Consider the following 17,481-nt stretch of genomic DNA (forward strand, 5'->3'; position numbering starts at 1 on the left):
ATTATATAAAAAAAGCATCTAAAAAGACTACATCTTTAACGAAATTCCAACTTTTTTCGACATTTCTTTCATATCTTACCTTTTTTAACACTTTCATTCCAAAAGAAAAAAGCAGAAAACATCTGTTTTCTGCTTCTGCCTTCAATCTTCATCTTTTACATCCATATCTTCAGGGATAGGCTCACTTAGATATTCTTCAATTTGTTTTTTGTACTTTTCCATTTGCTCTAAATGGGTGTTAAACTGCTCTTTATTTAATAAGTAGTTTTCACCATCAAATATAGCTCGTACTTTTCCTTCTTGAATCAATTTATGCACATATTCTTCAGGAAAAGATAGATACTCTGCTGCTTCTTTTATCGTTAAATACATCCTGCTCCACCTTTTATACGTTGTAGTGTACTTCTTCTGTAGCTTTAACCATTAACTCATACTGACGCAAGCTCAGCTGGAATAATGTTAAAGGATCATAGTAAGCTTCAGGATTGGCTTTCATATGACTTAACACGTCTTGATTTTCATTAATATGCGCCTGTGTTTCTTCAATCGTTTCTTTTAAAACCTCTTTTGGCTTTTCAAAGAATAGTTCAATATCAACTTCTAAATTTTTCTCAAATAAATTAAATTGCATAAAAAACTTTGTCAGCATTGATTCTGTGATATCTTGATAGTCTTGACTTTCAATGTACTTTTTATATTGATTATAAAGCAGCGTTTGGTTTTGAAGAATGGAAGAAAACAGTTTTCCCGCTCCTTTTAACAAGAGCTGCGTTGGATTAACGCGAAGTAAAATATTTTCTTCATCAAGCTGAACCCGATTAGCCATACGATTAACGTCACGGCGCCAGTCGTCCAGCACTTTAAAATCGCAGGCTAACGTTAATTTTTGCTCATTGTACATCTTATTTAATGACTCTGCTACTTCTTCAATGTCTACTTGACTCGCAATCAGCTCTTCATTTGATGTAGCAATCCAGTCCTTTAAAGAAATGCGGAACTTGGGCAGGACATCTTGCTGCAAGTGCTCTTCCACGCGCATATTCATTTGTTTATTCAGCTCAATGTGAACCGTACTAAAATCACTGTCTTCCTTCACTAATTCTGAAGACTTTTTGAGTAAACGAGGAATTTTATTTTTTAGCTTTTTGCTAATATCCTCTTTGATTCCGTGATAAGCCGAAACAATAATACTTGCTTTTTCTTGTTCTAAGTCATCTACTCGATGCAAGAAGCCATTTAATCGCACAAGCATATCTTCGTTCCATTTAATGCTTTCAATCAAATGATTTTCTGTTTGATTTCTCTTCTCCACTAAGCTCTTTAGCATGCTTTGAATGAAGAACAGCAGTCTGCGCGCACGCTCTTCTACTCCAACGTCGTTTGGATCGTAATAGAAATTAGCTTTAATAAACTGAGCCAAGTCTCCGTGGTGCTGACTCGATACGTAGTGAGGCGTATAGGCTAATACATGTGCCTCCGGGAAATCAGCTCCAATGCTTGCTTCAAATTCTTTTGTAATTCGCTCAATCGTTGCTTGATTATAAAGACTGTCCATATTGTTGATAACAAAATGAACTGGCGTATTTGGCGCATGCTCTTTGATCTCCAGCAATAATTCTCTTTCTTCATCAAGCAGCGATTCTTTTGCATCAAGCACAAACAGTAAACCATCTGCTAAAGGAGCATATTTAAATGCATCCTGCTCACGTGCCTCTTGTTCTGTAAAGCTTGGCGTAACAATGCATGAACAATTATGCTTATCAAGGAACGCAAAAGGTTTTTTCACTTCTACAAGCGCCTGGTGAGGAGATTGCTCCGCTCCGTCAATCGTTTCCATCGGAATGATTTCTTGATCAGCGATTTGCTGGATAGATTCTTCCTCATCATGAATGAACACAAAGGTTGTTTCGTGATTTTGCGGTACCTTTTCTTCCGTAATCGATCCAACAAATGAAGACGTTGCAGCATTTGTTCCTGTAATTAATAAGTGTGTCGTATGAGCATCTAATAAGAAATCTACCCACCATTTAAAGGTGTGCCCCACTTCTAAACCATTTTCATTAGCCCATTTAATAATGCCATGGCAAAGCTTATAGTGATATTCAAGACCATCAATGTCGTTACGCGCCTCAAAAATTAATCTGCCTGCATTTTCGATTGTAATGGTATCAATAGTTGACGGAAACTTTTCATTCCATGAAAGCACGGCCGCAGACGGAAATAACGCACGTGACTTATTGGTAATTTTAAGCCAGTTTGTTAATACGTTCGGAATGACTTCATGCAATTCCTTTACAGAATGATCACTTTCCATTAAGTCAGTGTACGTCTCTTGATAAAGAGTTGAAATCTCTTGCCAATAATCATAGAGGCCCACTTCAATATTCAAGAAAATATCATTGATGGTTTTAATCCAAGCAAGATAAGGAGGCTGACTCTTATATTGTTTCCATAAAGCTGAGACAAGCTGTTTGAAATACACTTGATCCACTTTGTAAAATGCAATCATCACTTGATAAAAATAGTTAGGGATAAAGTTTGCTGTATATCCTTTATCTACGTAAGTCTTTAATATCGCAAACCAATTTAACGATTCCGTTCGAATACACTCATCTACCGCAAGCTCCACTGCGCTGTTAAAGTCTTCTTGCTCTTCATAAAATCTGCGTGCAATCGCCGTGACGTTTGGATAATCCGGCTGAGAAGCAACCAGCTCGTTAATGACTTCATAAGCTCGTTCAATATTGTTATGGTCCGTATAAAGCGAAAATAGCTTTAGCGCTATTTCAGCTTTTAATACTTTTGAATCCGTTTCGATGGATAGGTAAAGCTCTTCAGCTAGCGTAGACAACCCCAATTCATAATGCGCGTCGGCTGTATTTTTCTTTGCCCACAGCTTAAACTCGCCATTTACATTCTCCCACTTAAAAATCGCAGACTCAAAATCTTGATTATGGAAGTACACTTCTCCCTGGGCTAAGCGAACGAGCGATAAGTCATACCACTCTTTTTGCTGCTCTTCGTAATAAGCTTGTCCAAGGACTTTTACAGGCGGCTGATTTTCATTTTCTTGCATAAACGTTTCGTAATATTTCTTTTTCGTTAACTGATATTCTACCGTCATATAGTCTCTCCTTTTTGATGTTAATATTTTATGTACTCTATCAAATTCCCTTTTTTATACTTTTCATACACGATATTTTCTTATTCATATTTTACGCAAAAAAAGCCTCAAGAACTACTCTTAAGGCTTTTTTTATAACTTTTATACTATAAAAATGGCTATTTATCATAAATCGGCGCTGAAATAGCCAATATATTAATAGGCATCCCGTCGAAACAGCCCCATTACTTCTACCGTTTCCGTAATATTTACGAAAGCTTCAGGATCCACCGATTGAATTAACTGCTTGAGGTTTGCAAGCTCATAGCGTGAAATCACCGTCATTAATATTTTACGGTCTTCTCTTGAATAAGCTCCTTCACCGTTCATTAACGTCACGCCGCGCACCAAATTCGTAAGAAGCTGCTGCTTCATTTCTTCACCTTTTCTCGTAATAATGGTTAATGTGAGCTTAATATGGCGAGTGTGAATCGCATCCACTACTTTTCCTGTGACGAAAATCGAAAGCATCGTATATAAAGCCGCGTCCCAATTCACAAAAAAACCTGAAACAAACACAACCACGGCATTCATCGCTGATAATATAGCGCCAAGCGGAAATTCTTTTTTATGCGTAAGAAGCATCGCAATAATATCAAATCCACCTGTCGAAGCTGACTGACGAAAAACAAACCCTACGCCAATTCCAGTTAAAACTCCTCCAAAAACAGCTGACAGAATAGGATCTGTACTAACAGCTCTCAAGGGAATCACGTATAGAGCAATTGATAAAGCCACAACGGACAGCAGCGTATGTAAAACAAACCGCTTTCCTAACTTCATAAAACCAATAATTAAAAGGGGTAAATTTAACAAAAAATTCATTGTTCCCGTGCTTGCAGGCGTTAAAATTCCTATAATCATAGCAATACCGCTAATGCCGCTGCTTAACACTTTATGGGGGATTAAAAACCAATTGTATGCAAATCCAATTAACACAGAACCTGCTATAATAGCAATTGCTCTATACACGATGTCCCTTCACCTCTTACCACAAATATAATGTTTTCATTTCTTGCTTCTTTATTATAATTCCTAAAATATTGAAAACCTTAAAAAAAGTATATTCAGAAATTTACTGTGTTGGTGGGGTGGACAAACGGCAAAATAAAACGGACATACAAGCAGTTAATGCTTTTAGTATAGAAATTCTGACTTTACTTTTTTCGTACTTGTTTAAGCAAAAAAGCTGCTATCTTTACTAAGATAGCAGCTTTGATGAAGAGTTATTTTAATTTTAATACAGCCACATTCTCCACATGCGTCGTATGCGGAAACATATCAACAGGCTGAACTTCAACCGTCTCATATCCCCCTTTTTCTAAAATAGCTAGGTCACGTGCGAGAGTTGCTGGTCCGCATGAAACATAGACAACTTTTTTCGGCTTCATGTCAATGATGGTATTCAAAAGAGCTTCGTCGCATCCTTTTCGCGGCGGATCTACGACGATGACGTCCGCTTTGATGCCTTGTTTGTACCAGTTTGGAATGACGACTTCTGCTTCGCCTACTTCAAATTCAGCGTTGTGAATACCGTTTAGCTCAGCGTTGCGCTTTGCATCTTCAATTGCTTCAGGCACGATTTCAACGCCATATACTTTTTTCGCTTTTTGAGCGAGAAATAACGAGATTGTTCCGATTCCACAGTAGGCGTCAATTACCGTTTCTTCTCCTGTTAAATCTGCATACTCAAGCGCTTTGTCATAAAGCACTTTCGTTTGCTCAGGGTTTACTTGGTAAAATGATTTTGCTGAAATGGCAAATTTAACGTCGCCGATATAATCGTAAATATATTCTTCTCCCCAAAGTACGTTCGTTTGGTTCCCTAAAATGACGTTTGTGCGCTTGCTGTTTACGTTTTGAACAATTGATTTCACGTTCGGCACGGCTTCGATAATGTCTTCTATAATACGCTTTTTGTTTGGCAGCTCAGCTGTACGAGTCACAATGACAACCATGATTTCACCCGTTACAAGTCCGTAGCGCGCCATGATATGACGAAGTGAGCCTTTATGTTTTTGTTCTTGATAAGCAGAAACGCCATGCTTTTCACAGATTGATTTGACAGCTTGAACAACATCATCATTTGCCTGCTGCTGAATCAAACAGGCATCCATGTTAATGATGTCGTGGCTTCGCTGCTGATAAAACCCAGCGATCAAACCGCCTTCTCGTTCTGCTACGGGAACTTGAGCTTTGTTTCGATAGCGCCAAGGATCGTTCATTCCTAGGGTCGAATGTACCGGAACGTCAGGTAAATGGCCAATTCGCGCCATGACGTCTTTTACTTGCTTTTGTTTAAATTGCAGCTGTCCTTCATAGCTTACATGCTGCAGCTGACAGCCTCCGCACTGCTTGTAGACCGGACAGGGTGCTTCAACACGCTGTTCACTAATTGTATGGTGCTTGATAAGCTTGCCAAACGCATAGCCTTTTTTTACTTTAATGACTTTTACTTGGCCGCTTTCGCCGGGCAGCGCATTTTGAACGAAAACAGGAAATCCGTTCACTTTCGCTACACCCGCTCCATCATGCGTTAAATCTTCAAACGCAACATCTATATATTCATTTTTTTCTACAGGTGGTTTTAATTTTTCCATTTATCGTTACATCCTTTTAGTCATTTGAAAATGCTGAACTGATTGTACCATAAGAGCCAAAGCCAAACAAAGAAAAGCATGAAAAAAGATCGCAATTAGGCGATCTCATTTTTTTCCATCAATTCAGCTGTTGCTTTTGGAACAAAGATTTCTACATGGCGATATAAGTTTACAAATTCCCCAGGCAATAATCCGCCGTACTCGCCATCTAGATTTAACTGCATTTTATCATTTGTATGAATTTTAACACGGTTCGCTTTTGTGTAGATAATATGAGGATCATTGATGTGTTCTCCTCGCAGCGCAAGTGTCGCAATTCGAATAAATTCAGCTAAATTTGCTTTCTTTAAAATAATTAAATCAAACATGCCGTCATCTAAAGAAGAATCTGGTGCCAGCTTTTCAAAACCGCCGACTGAGTTCGTTAAGGAAACGAGGAAGAACATAATCTCGCCGCCAAAGAATTTTCCGTCATACTCAATTTCAACAGATGTTGGTTTAATAGAAGGAAGCATTTCCATGCCTTTTAAATAGTAAGCTAGCTGTCCAAGCATTGTTTTTAACTTGCTTGGCACTTCATATGTTAATTCAGTTAAACGGCCGCCTCCGGCGATATTTACAAAGTAATGCGTTTCTCCGTCGTTTGTTACACAGCCCAAGTCAATTGGCTTTGTTACGCCTTCTACAATGACATCAATAGCGCCTTCAATCGTACGTGGCACATTAATGGCACGAGCAAAGTCGTTGGTTGTTCCAACAGGAATAATACCTAGTTGCGGACGATAGTCTTGTCCAGCGATACCGTTTACGACTTCATTGATGGTACCGTCTCCACCGGCTGCAATTACAACGTCAAAACGACGTTCTACTGCTACTTTAGCAGCTTCTGTTGCATCACCAGCGCAAGTTGTAGCATGACAAGATGTTTCGTAGCCTGCTTGCTCTAGCTTTTGCAAGACTTCCGGTAAGTTTTTCTTAAAAATTTCACGGCCCGATGTCGGGTTATAAATAATTCTCGCTCTTTTCATATTCATCATCCTAATAATGATAATTTGTCACAAATCTTTGCCTACTTTTATCAGTGAAAGAATGCCCCCTCACATTACATCATCAACAAGAGGGGGCATGAACAAACATATTATAAAGAAATTAACCTTGATATACAATATTCACGTTTCGGTTTTTATTCATACCTTCAGCGCGATCGCCCTTACTCATAATAAATGTGAGATGGATATCCACCTCACATTTAGTTATCAAATTTAGCGTTTATTAATTTCTTCTAAAAGAATTTTATTAACCATCGGTGGGTTCGCTTGGCCTTTTGAGGCTTTCATAATTTGACCAACTAAGAAGCCAATTGCACGATCCTTACCGTTTTTGAAATCTTCAATAGATTGAGGGTTTGCATCTAATGCATCTGTTACGAATTTACGTAAAGTTGCATCATCAGAAATTTGTACAAGACCTTTTTCTTTTACAATTTTCTTTGCATCTCCGCCATTTTCAATTAATTCTTTGAATACTTTTTTCGCAATTTTAGACGAAATTGTACCTTCTTGAATTAATTGAATCATACCAGCTAGACCTTCAGGTGTTAAGGCTACATCTGAAAGTTCTTTTTGGTTTGAGTTTAAGTAAGCAGAAACTTCACCCATTAACCAGTTAGAAGATAGCTTCGCATCTCCGCCCGCAGCAAGCGTTGCTTCAAAGAAATCAGACATTTCTTTTGTTAGCGTTAATACCATTGCATCATAGGCAGGTAAGCCAAGCTCTTCTACATAGCGCTTTTTACGAGCATCTGGAAGTTCAGGAATCGAAGCACGAACACGTTCTTTCCACTCTTCGTCGATGTGTAATTCTAATAAGTCAGGCTCTGGGAAGTAGCGGTAGTCGTCAGATCCTTCTTTTACACGCATTAGAATTGTTTCGCCCGTAGACTCGTCAAAACGGCGTGTTTCTTGCTCGATTAAGCCACCAGACAATAACACTTTTTCTTGACGAATTTCTTCGTGTTCAAGACCGCGGCGCACATAGTTAAATGAGTTTAAGTTCTTTAACTCAGCTTTTGTACCGAACTCTTCTTGTCCAACTGGACGTAAAGAAATATTGGCATCACAGCGAAGTGAACCTTCTTCCATTTTACAATCAGATACGCCTGTATATTGAATAATTGATTTTAATTTTTCTAAATAAGCATATGCTTCTTCAGGAGAACGCATATCTGCTTCTGATACAATCTCAATTAGAGGTGTACCTTGACGGTTGAAGTCTACTAGTGAATAGCCATCGCCTGTATGCGTTAGCTTACCAGCATCTTCTTCTAAATGAAGTCGGTTGATACGAATACGCTTCGTTTCACCTTTAACTTCTACTTCAATCCAACCGTTCTCGCCAATTGGTTTATCAAATTGAGAGATTTGATAAGCTTTTGGGTTATCCGGATAGAAATAGTTTTTACGGTCAAACTTTGTATCTGTTGCGATTTCACAGTTTAGCGCAAGCGCTGCTTTCATTGCAAAATCAACTGCTTCTTTGTTTAACACAGGTAATACGCCAGGATAACCTAAGTCAATTACACTTGTGTTAGCATTTGGAGCCGCACCAAATGCGTTTGGACTTGCTGAGAAAATTTTAGATTTTGTCTTAAGCTCAACGTGTACTTCAAGACCAATAATCGTTTCAAAGTTCATCTTTATCTCACCCCTTACAGTGCTGGTTTCGCTTTATGATGCTCAGTTGCTTGTTCGAATGCATGAGCAACACGATAGATTGTGCTTTCGTCGAAATGCTTACCGATAATTTGTAACCCTAATGGCAATCCATTTGATAAGCCGCAAGGCACAGAAATACCAGGTACTCCAGCAAGGTTTACTGGGATTGTTAAAATATCGTTTGCATACATTGTTAATGGATCATCTGTTTTCTCACCAATTTTGAATGATGGAGTTGGCGTAGTTGGCCCAATGATAACGTCATAGTTTTCAAATACAGACTCAAAGTCTTGCTTGATTAACGTACGTACTTGCTGTGCTTTTTTGTAGTAAGCATCATAATAACCAGAGCTTAACGCAAATGTTCCAAGCATGATACGGCGTTTTACTTCGTTTCCAAAGCCTTCGCTTCGAGACTGCTTGTACATTTCGATTAAGTTCTCAGCATTATCTGTACGATATCCGTAGCGAACGCCGTCAAAACGAGATAAGTTAGCAGACGCTTCAGAAGAAGATAATAGATAATACGTAGCTAATGCGTATTTAGAGTGTGGAAGTGATACTTCTTCCCAAGTTGCGCCTAGTCCTTCTAACACTTTTAGTGCATCTAAAACAGACTGGCGAGCTTCTTCGCCTACACCTTCGCCTAAGTATTCTTTTGGAACAGCAATTTTAAGACCTTTTACGTCACCTGTTAAAGCAGATACATAATCCGGTACATCAACATTAGCAGAAGTAGAATCCATTGGGTCTACGCCTGAAATTGCTTGAAGTAAGTATGCATTATCTTCAACAGAATTTGTGATTGGTCCGATTTGATCTAAAGAAGATGCAAATGCCACTAATCCGTAACGAGATACGCGACCATACGTTGGTTTTAATCCGACAACACCGCAATAAGCAGCTGGCTGACGAATTGAACCACCTGTATCAGAACCTAAAGAAAACGGAACTTCTCCTGCTGCTACAGCTGCAGCTGAACCACCGCTAGATCCACCTGGTACGTAATCTAAATTCCATGGGTTGCGCGTTAACTGAAGACCTGAGTTTTCAGTTGAAGAACCCATTGCGAATTCATCCATATTTAATTTACCGATTGTTACCGCTTCAGCTGCCTGCAATTTTTGAACAACTGTTGCATCATAAATGGGATCAAAGTTTGCTAGAATTTTACTAGAGCAAGTTGTACGCAAATCTTTTGTGACAATATTATCTTTTACACCGATTGGCATACCAAATAATAGGCCAAATTCATCTTTTGTTTGTAGTGCTTCATCTAGCTCTTTTGCATAAGCACGAGCATTGTCTTCATTAAGCGCTAAGAACGCACCTACTTTATCATCTACTTCATTAATACGTTTATATGATTCGTCTACTAAATCTTGTACACGTACTTCTTTCTTGTGTAAAAGGCTATGTAGTTCTGAAAGTTTACGATCGAATAAAGACATCGTAAAGCCTCCTTCCTTATTCTAAAATAGTTGGCACTCGAATGTAGCCATCCTTGTGGTCTGGCGCATTTTTTACTACGTCTTCAATTGGTAAACCTTTAGCTGGCTTATCTTCACGCATTACGTTTTTCATATCCAATACGTGAGAAGTTGGTTTTACATTTGTAGTATCTAACTCATCTAATTGTTCTGCATATGTAATAATAGCATCTAATTGTTTTGTAAATAGTTCTGCTTCGTCATCCGTCACCGCAAGTCTCGCTAAGTTTGCAACGTGTTTTACTTGATCAACAGAAATTCTTGACATGTTCCTTCACCTCCGAATATTCGTCCCACTACAATATACTGATAATACCAAACTTCACTAGCAACAGGCAACATTTCTGAGACTAGTTCCTAAAATATTAAAAACCCCGCCAGGCAAGACAGGGCTTACATTTATCACTTCTATTTTATACCAAATCTATTTCATTCAAACAACATTCCATACTTTTCCTTCGTCATAAAATATTTCTCTCTTGCATAGGTATAAAATAACCTTCTTTTTAGAAAAGATAGATAGAAAGAGAAACATGCTTCAGATGAACACACCACCATGTTTTAATTTCACTAGTCTTTGGGAAAGTAAAGAAAACGAATAACTACTTTACCGTAAAAGAGGTGCTATAAAAATTGAATAAAATACTTATACAGTCAGTCATCCACCAGCGCCCTGTGTATCAGCAAAGCGGAAGATGGTTTGTATTAGATGAAGAATTCAAGTGGGATTTGCCCACCTTGCAAAAAGATGTTTTTGCTTGTTTAAATAAAGCCTTTCATATTCCTATCATTTTTTGTGATTCATGCGAAGCCAATAAAATTGTCTCTGCTCTTGGAGAAGAAGAAGCAGAATACCTGCAGTTTGCATCAGGCGTTTACTGGCGAGAAGTCGGCATTATATTTATTTTTAAATTTGATGACTATCTTCCGCTTATTGAAACGATCTTTCACGAGCTGCGCCACTATATTCAAGATCACATCCCTTATTATCAGAAAGAATTTGAGCTGGATAAAAAGCGCCCGTATGAAGAGCGGACAACCGAACAAGATGCGTTTGCATTTGCTGCTTATTATCTTGCTAAGTTTACGAGACAAAATTCTCACGCCATTTCTTCATAGGAGGCAATTTCATAGAATTGAAAAAAGACACTGCTTGAGCAGTGTCTTTTTTTGCTTACTCTTCGTAAATATGAACGAACGGCTTGTCTTCATCTGCTTTTCTAACAATGAGCGCTTCCGGTCCGCTTACTGAGTTAATAGAGATACTCGTTTCCATATATGAAGGGAAATGATCAAGCATTAAACCAGCAACGTACTGAGTAAATCCTACAATTTCACCTTTTCCGTAAAATTGTACGGGAATATCAATCGTCATTTTTTGAAGCTGTCCATCTTTGTAATACCCTTTCCCTACTACGCTTGTAAAGTTCGGGAAATAGTCTTCGATTTGCGCTTTAAACTCATCAAATTTCATCGCATCATCTCGGTGATCTTTTGTTGCATCTGATGATGGGAATAAATAATATTGCTCGTCTAAATTATCCCAGCTGCCAACGGCCGTATCATTTGAACCTGCATTTCCGACAGCTATAAAGTTACCCGGTGTTAAAGAGGACTTAGCACTTTGTTTGAATAATGCTACTCGAACTGGCACATTTTCTAAGCCTTTGATGTTGCGCATACGCTTAACAATCTCATCTGCCATTTGCTTTCCTTGGGCTTCAATCTCTTTATTTGTAAGCTTCACTTCACGAGCATAACCATTTTCTTCTGTATAATAATGAACGGAATTCATCGCCAGGCCAATTGTGACGCCTCCAAGTTTTACCTTGTCGTCTCCGTCTTGAATAAGGTAGTCTTGCTCAGTAATGTTCGCTAAGTACATTGGACTTGTTTCATTACGAGTTTTCAAATCGCCTTTTTCTGTATCGATTGGGTTTAATCCATTGTTTTTAAGCTTCTTTTTCGCCGTATCATCTTTTGTTTTGCTTTGAAGATCTTTAAACTGTTTATCGCTCAGCTTACGGCTTAACCATGAGCGAATAGTATCTTTATCAAGGTACTGGCCTTCTTGATACACATATTTTTTCGGAGAATAGCTATCTGTCGATAAGCGCATTAAGCCTGTTTCAAATTCTTGCGCATCCAAGCGGTTGTTTAAGTTTGCTGCTACTAAGCCTCTTGCCACTCCCGCTTTAAATGGAAGAATTGTTCGGTAATAATCATCTGAAATACTATACTTCGGAATAACTGCTTTTTCTTTCTTATTGTTGGTTTGTTGAACAGTCTCTTTATCGTCCGAAAGATTCGGTGCACACGCTGAAGTTACAAGCATGACCGCAAGAGAAAGTAACAATATCTTTTTCAACTACACACACCTCTTATTTATTTAATTCCGTAAGTAGCCTTGCCTCATCCCATACTTCAATTTCAAGCTCGTTAGCTTTTGTCAGTTTGGAACCAGCCTCTTCCCCTGCCACAACAAGGTCTGTCTTTTTACTTACGCTTCCTGTGACTTTACCGCCAAGTGCTTCAATTTGTGCTTTTGCATCATTGCGAGATAACTGTTCAAGCTTACCTGTTAATACAACGGTTTTACCAGCAAAAACAGAATCTACATTTTCTACACTTACAAGCTTGGGTCCTTTGTATGTAAGGTTTACTCCATACTCTTTTAATTCATGTATAAGTTCTTGAACCTCTTCTTGTGTAAAGTAAGCGACAATAGCATCAGCCATTTTGGCACCAATTTCATTAATTGCCACTAATTCATCATACGTTGCTTTTGTTAACTTGTCTATGGTTTCAAAGTGCTGAGCTAACGTCTTTGCAGCTTTTGCTCCGACATGGCGAATGCCCAAACCAAAAAGCAAACGCTCAAGCGAATTTTCTTTCGATGCTTCGATGGCTGCAATCAAATTATCAGCAGATTTCTCACCCATGCGCTCAAGCTCGATTAACTGCTGTTTTGTAAGCGTATAAATATCCGCTACGTCTTTAATTAACTGTTCGCGAAATAATTGCGATATAACTTTTTCACCAAGTCCATCAATGTTCATCGCATTGCGGGACACGAAATGAATAAGTCCTTCACGAATTTGAGCAGGACAGCTTGGATTAATGCAGCGAAGCGCAACTTCTCCTTCTAAACGCACCAGTTCACTTTCACATTCCGGGCAGTGAGTAGGCATCGTAAACTCTTGCTCTTCTCCCGTTCGCTTCTCCTCAATCACATTCACTACCTCAGGAATAATATCTCCTGCTTTTTTTACTACGACATAATCTCCGATCCGAATGTCTTTTTCACGAATCAAATCTTCATTGTGAAGAGACGCACGCTGTACCGTCGTACCTGCTACTTGAACAGGCTCCAAAATAGCTGTTGGCGTAATGACACCTGTACGGCCTACCGTCAGTTCAATATCTACAAGCTTGGTTACAACTTCTTCAGCAGGAAACTTATAAGCAATAGCCCAACGTGGACTTTTGGCCGTTGTTCCAAGCTCAGCCTGCTGATCAAATGAATCTACTTTTACAACAATGCCATCAATATCATAAGATAGTTCTGGACGTTGCGTTTGCCAGCTTTCGATGTAAGCAATCACATCATCAATGGTTTCACACGTCTGTCTTTCCTTATTTGTTTTAAAACCAAGCTCATCGAGTAAATTCAAACTTTCGCTGTGAGAGTCGATTTCTAATTCTCCTGTATCAGTCATGGCATATACAAAGATATCTAAATTACGTTTTGCCGCAATTTTAGGATCTAGCTGACGCAGTGAGCCTGCAGCTGCGTTACGCGGGTTAGCAAACGGAACTTCATCCCTTTCCATTTTTGCTTCATTAAGTGCTTCGAATGATTTTCTCGGCATAAATGCTTCTCCGCGAACTTCCATTGATAATGGTTCTTTAATTCGCAGTGGAATAGAGCGAATTGTTTTCAAGTTTTCAGTAATATTTTCACCCGTCGTACCGTCTCCGCGCGTAGCTCCCAGCACTAAGTATCCATCTTCATAGCGAAGAGATACAGCAAGGCCGTCAATTTTAAGTTCGCATACATAAGAAAACTCATCTCCAACGGCTTGGCGCACTCGGCGATCAAAATCCCGAAGGTCTTCTTCATTAAATGCATTTCCTAAACTTAGCATAGACGTTTGATGCTGAACCTTCTCAAACGCATCGAGCACTTGGCCGCCGATGCGCTGAGTAGGTGAGTCAGCTGTTTTTAATTCTGGAAATGATTCTTCTATCTCAATTAACTCATTCATTAATTTATCGTATTCTGCATCTGGAACAGATGGCTGATCTAACACATAATATTCATAGCCATATTGATTTAATAAGTCGCGTAATTCTTGAACGCGTGATTTTGCTGTCTCAAACTCCATATTCTAGCTCCTTTTCACGATTACACTTTCGTAACCGGGGCAAATTTAGCAAGCAGTCTTTTTACACCTGTAGGACTAGGAAAAGCAATGTCTAATTCTTTTGAATCTCCTTCTCCTTTTACACTTACAACTGTACCAATTCCCCATTTTTTATGCTCGGCCTTGTCTCCAACGCTCCATCCAATTGATTCACTGCCTGTTGACACAAGCTTCGTTTTTGCCACGGCCGCTTGTCGGCGCGCTGCAAAAGGCGAAGCTGAAGCCCCTGAACGACCAGCAGCAGGTTTGCGCATTGCTTCATTTAAAGATTCCACAAGCTCGCTTGGGATTTCTCCAATGAAGCGGGATTTTGGATTAACGTTTGTTTTACCAAATAGTGTGCGCATTTGAGCATTTAATAAATACAATTCTTGTTCAGCACGCGTAATCCCTACGTAGGCTAAGCGTCGTTCCTCTTCCATTTCATTATCTTCGAATAATGATCGGCTATGAGGGAATACACCTTCTTCCATACCCATTAGAAAAACAACCGGGAACTCTAGACCTTTTGCCGAGTGAAGCGTCATCAGAATCACTTGTTCGTTCTCTTCTTTTTCCTCGTCGTCAAGCTTATCGATATCAGCAACAAGTGCTAAATCGGTTAAAAATGCTACTAAGCTTTTATCTTCACTTGCTTCTTCAAACGTTTTTGTGACAGATAAAAACTCATCAATATTCTCTAAACGGCTTTGTGCTTCAATTGTTTTTTCCACTTTAAGCGCTTCACGGTATCCTGTTCTTTCTAATACTTGTTCCACAAGCTCTGTAACAGACATATAGTCTTGCATTTGAGCTAAGTTCGAAATCATCGATTGGAAATCACGAAGGGCTTTTGTTGCTTTGCCTGTTAACCCCATTAATTCTACTTCATCCAGCGCTTTGAAAATAGAAATGTCATGAACGTTTCCATAATTGGCCACTTTATCGACTGAAGTAGCTCCCACTCCGCGCTTTGGAACGTTCACAATACGAGCTAAGCTAATGTCATCATCTTGGTTGGCAATTAAGCGCAAGTACGCAAGCAAATCTTTAATCTCTTTGCGGTCGTAGAACTTAATGCCGCCGACAATTGTATAATTAATATTGGATTTTAACAGCACTTCCTCCATCACACGAGACTGTGCATTTGTACGATACAAAATGGCAAAATCACTGTATTTACGCTTTCCGCTGTCTACTGCTTCTTTAATTTTACGTGCTACAAACTGTGCCTCATCATGCTCACTCATTGCTTGGTAAAGATAAATCTTCTGACCTTCATCGTTTTCCGTCCATAAGTTTTTCACTTTACGATTCATATTGTTTGCAATGACGCCGTTTGCCGCAGCCAAAATCGTTTTAGTTGAACGATAATTTTGTTCAAGCAAAATAGTTTTGGCTTTTGGGTAATCTTTTTCAAATGACAAGATATTTGTAATATCAGCCCCGCGCCAGCGGTAAATAGACTGATCTGAATCCCCTACTACGCATACATTTTCAAATCTTGCAGCTAGCAAGCGAACCAGCATATACTGTGCATGGTTTGTATCTTGATACTCGTCCACATGAATATATTGAAACTTGCGCTGATAGTAAGTTAACACTTCAGGAACTCGTTTAAATAGCTGAATCGTTGTCATAATCAAATCATCAAAATCGAGCGCTTGGTTTTTCTTTAAACGCTTTTCATACTCTTTGTAGACTTTGCTTACAACTTCTTCATACGGTCCCGCTGCTGTTTTATCAAATTCTTCCGCTACTTTTAGTTCATTTTTAGCTGAACTAATGCTTCCTAATAACGAGCGCGGATCGAATTTTTTTGGATCGATGTTTTGATCTTTTAAAATATTTTTAATAACGGACAGCTGATCCGTTGAATCTAAAATCGTAAAGTTACGATTAAAGCCAATACGATCAATATCTCTTCGTAAAATACGCACGCACATCGAGTGGAACGTTGAAATCCAGATATCTTCTGCCACTCCGCCAACGATATTTGAAACACGCTCTCTCATTTCACGAGCTGCTTTGTTTGTAAAAGTAATGGCTAAAATATTCCAAGGTGCAACTTCTTTTTCTGCCATTAAAAACGCAATTCGATGCGTTAATACACGTGTTTTCCCACTTCCTGCACCGGCCATAAGTAATAGTGGTCCGTCTGTCGTTTTAACTGCCTCTTGTTGCTGAGGGTTTAATCCTGTTAATAATTTTTCACTTAAAAAATTCACGTTTTCACCGCCTATATCGAACATATATTCTCTATTCTACTTTATTTATTTTTCACTGTGCAATATTCTTTTTTACTGCTTTTACAGTTTTTAACGCTTCCGATAAATTTGTATAAATAACATTTCCTACAATAACCGTATCGGCTAGCTCTCCCATCTCACTCGCTTGCTCTTTTGTCTCAATACCTCCGCCGTAAAATAATTTCGTCTCATTTAGTGAATTTTTCACTTCTGCCACTAATTCAGGATCTCCATACGTTCCGCTGTATTCTAGATAAAAAACGGGCAAATGAAACATGCGTTCAGCCATACGAGCATACGCTACAACGTCTTCTGCATCCAAATCTGTTTTCGCTTCCGTTAGCGCAGCTACTTTTGCTTCGGGGTTAAGTACGCAGTATCCTTCTACAAAAATTTCATCCCAGTCCATGATCTCTCCGTATTCCTTCATAGCTGCGTGATGTAAATCAACAATCCACTTTGGATCCTTGCTGTTTAAAACGGTCGGAATAAAATAAGAATCAAACCCAGGTGTTACAGAGTCAATTGTTGATACTTCAAGCGCACACGGCACCGTGTAGCGGCGAATACGCATTAACAGCTGCAGTACATTGTCTAGAGTCACTCCATCAGATCCTCCGACAAGAACCGCATCCGTGCCGGATTCGCAAATTTTCTCTAAATCTGCATCTGAAATCTCTTTATTAGGATCTAATTTAAAGACATGTCTCCACTCTTTAATATCATACATATATGTTCCTCCATTTCTTTACACTTAAAAGTTCGCGCTTGTCCATTTGTTCATTATAACAAAACTAAGGGGGTGAAATGAAAGGAAAACCGAACTTTTCATCACGTTTTTTGTTTTCAAAAAATATGT

13 protein-coding genes are annotated in these 17,481 nt (G+C 38.9%); 1 reads left to right on the forward strand and 12 read right to left on the reverse strand.

Annotated features, from left to right (window positions below; all coding sequences use genetic code 11):
• Positions 1–141: 141 nt before the first annotated feature.
• The 8 genes from ACFX4R_RS23445 to gatC form a co-directional block, all read right to left on the reverse strand.
• Positions 142–372 (reverse strand): excisionase family DNA-binding protein, encoded by a 231-nt coding sequence (locus ACFX4R_RS23445; protein ID WP_043975797.1) that lies wholly within the window; start codon positions 370–372, stop codon positions 142–144.
• Between the two features lie 13 nt (positions 373–385).
• Positions 386–3,124 carry a GTPase domain-containing protein gene (locus ACFX4R_RS23450; RefSeq protein ID WP_043975799.1) on the reverse strand — a complete coding sequence of 913 codons (2,739 nt, stop codon included), beginning with the start codon at positions 3,122–3,124 and terminating at the stop codon, positions 386–388.
• Between the two features lie 195 nt (positions 3,125–3,319).
• Positions 3,320–4,135, reverse strand: a complete 816-nt coding sequence (locus ACFX4R_RS23455; RefSeq protein WP_013055060.1) for a YitT family protein — start codon at positions 4,133–4,135, stop codon at positions 3,320–3,322.
• Positions 4,136–4,389: 254 nt separating this feature from the next.
• Positions 4,390–5,763, reverse strand: coding sequence for a 23S rRNA (uracil(1939)-C(5))-methyltransferase RlmD (gene rlmD, locus ACFX4R_RS23460; protein WP_043975801.1), 1,374 nt, complete (start codon positions 5,761–5,763; stop codon positions 4,390–4,392).
• 95 nt (positions 5,764–5,858) lie between these two features.
• On the reverse strand, positions 5,859–6,791 hold the full coding sequence (locus ACFX4R_RS23465; RefSeq protein ID WP_016762783.1) for a diacylglycerol kinase: 933 nt from the start codon (positions 6,789–6,791) through the stop codon (positions 5,859–5,861).
• Positions 6,792–7,025: 234 nt separating this feature from the next.
• On the reverse strand, positions 7,026–8,456 hold the full coding sequence (gene gatB / locus ACFX4R_RS23470; protein ID WP_013055057.1) for an Asp-tRNA(Asn)/Glu-tRNA(Gln) amidotransferase subunit GatB: 1,431 nt from the start codon (positions 8,454–8,456) through the stop codon (positions 7,026–7,028).
• A gap of 14 nt (positions 8,457–8,470) precedes the next feature.
• Positions 8,471–9,928, reverse strand: coding sequence for an Asp-tRNA(Asn)/Glu-tRNA(Gln) amidotransferase subunit GatA (gene gatA / locus ACFX4R_RS23475; RefSeq protein WP_013055056.1), 1,458 nt, complete (start codon positions 9,926–9,928; stop codon positions 8,471–8,473).
• 16 nt (positions 9,929–9,944) lie between these two features.
• The gene (gatC, locus tag ACFX4R_RS23480) at positions 9,945–10,235 is read right to left on the reverse strand and encodes an Asp-tRNA(Asn)/Glu-tRNA(Gln) amidotransferase subunit GatC (protein WP_013055055.1); all 291 of its coding nucleotides are present in this window, start codon (positions 10,233–10,235) and stop codon (positions 9,945–9,947) included.
• Positions 10,236–10,600: 365 nt separating this feature from the next.
• On the opposite strand from gatC, the gene ACFX4R_RS23485 reads away from it, so the two are divergent.
• The gene (locus ACFX4R_RS23485) at positions 10,601–11,086 is read left to right on the forward strand and encodes a DUF3920 family protein (protein ID WP_043975804.1); all 486 of its coding nucleotides are present in this window, start codon (positions 10,601–10,603) and stop codon (positions 11,084–11,086) included.
• Between the two features lie 55 nt (positions 11,087–11,141).
• Here the strand turns inward: ACFX4R_RS23485 and ACFX4R_RS23490 are convergent, their stop codons facing one another.
• Genes ACFX4R_RS23490 through pcrB form a run of 4 tightly spaced genes read right to left on the reverse strand, consistent with a single transcriptional unit; the run spans position 11,142 to position 17,352 of the window.
• Positions 11,142–12,335 carry a CamS family sex pheromone protein gene (locus ACFX4R_RS23490; protein WP_014461929.1) on the reverse strand — a complete coding sequence of 398 codons (1,194 nt, stop codon included), beginning with the start codon at positions 12,333–12,335 and terminating at the stop codon, positions 11,142–11,144.
• A 13-nt stretch (positions 12,336–12,348) separates the two neighbouring features.
• Complete coding sequence (ligA, locus tag ACFX4R_RS23495) at positions 12,349–14,355, reverse strand: NAD-dependent DNA ligase LigA (protein ID WP_043975807.1); 2,007 nt, start codon at positions 14,353–14,355, stop codon at positions 12,349–12,351.
• Between the two features lie 20 nt (positions 14,356–14,375).
• Positions 14,376–16,601 carry a DNA helicase PcrA gene (gene pcrA, locus ACFX4R_RS23500; RefSeq protein ID WP_377570494.1) on the reverse strand — a complete coding sequence of 742 codons (2,226 nt, stop codon included), beginning with the start codon at positions 16,599–16,601 and terminating at the stop codon, positions 14,376–14,378.
• Between the two features lie 52 nt (positions 16,602–16,653).
• Positions 16,654–17,352 (reverse strand): heptaprenylglyceryl phosphate synthase, encoded by a 699-nt coding sequence (gene pcrB / locus ACFX4R_RS23505; protein ID WP_016762776.1) that lies wholly within the window; start codon positions 17,350–17,352, stop codon positions 16,654–16,656.
• Positions 17,353–17,481: the final 129 nt, after the last annotated feature.

The sequence above is a fragment of the Priestia sp. YIM B13490 genome, from assembly GCF_042787735.1.
Lineage (GTDB): Bacteria > Bacillota > Bacilli > Bacillales > Bacillaceae_H > Priestia > Priestia megaterium.

Excerpts from the sequence above, each read along its gene's own strand:
- ACFX4R_RS23445 (WP_043975797.1), bottom strand. The coding sequence starts at position 372 with ATGTATTTAACGATAAAAGAAGCAGCAGAGTATCTATCTTTTCCTGAA.
- ACFX4R_RS23450 (WP_043975799.1), bottom strand. The coding sequence starts at position 3,124 with ATGACGGTAGAATATCAGTTAACGAAAAAGAAATATTACGAAACGTTT.
- rlmD (WP_043975801.1), bottom strand. The coding sequence starts at position 5,763 with ATGGAAAAATTAAAACCACCTGTAGAAAAAAATGAATATATAGATGTT.
- ACFX4R_RS23465 (WP_016762783.1), bottom strand. The coding sequence starts at position 6,791 with ATGAAAAGAGCGAGAATTATTTATAACCCGACATCGGGCCGTGAAATT.
- gatB (WP_013055057.1), bottom strand. The coding sequence starts at position 8,456 with ATGAACTTTGAAACGATTATTGGTCTTGAAGTACACGTTGAGCTTAAG.
- gatA (WP_013055056.1), bottom strand. The coding sequence starts at position 9,928 with ATGTCTTTATTCGATCGTAAACTTTCAGAACTACATAGCCTTTTACAC.
- gatC (WP_013055055.1), bottom strand. The coding sequence starts at position 10,235 with ATGTCAAGAATTTCTGTTGATCAAGTAAAACACGTTGCAAACTTAGCG.
- ligA (WP_043975807.1), bottom strand. The coding sequence starts at position 14,355 with ATGGAGTTTGAGACAGCAAAATCACGCGTTCAAGAATTACGCGACTTA.
- pcrB (WP_016762776.1), bottom strand. The coding sequence starts at position 17,352 with ATGTATGATATTAAAGAGTGGAGACATGTCTTTAAATTAGATCCTAAT.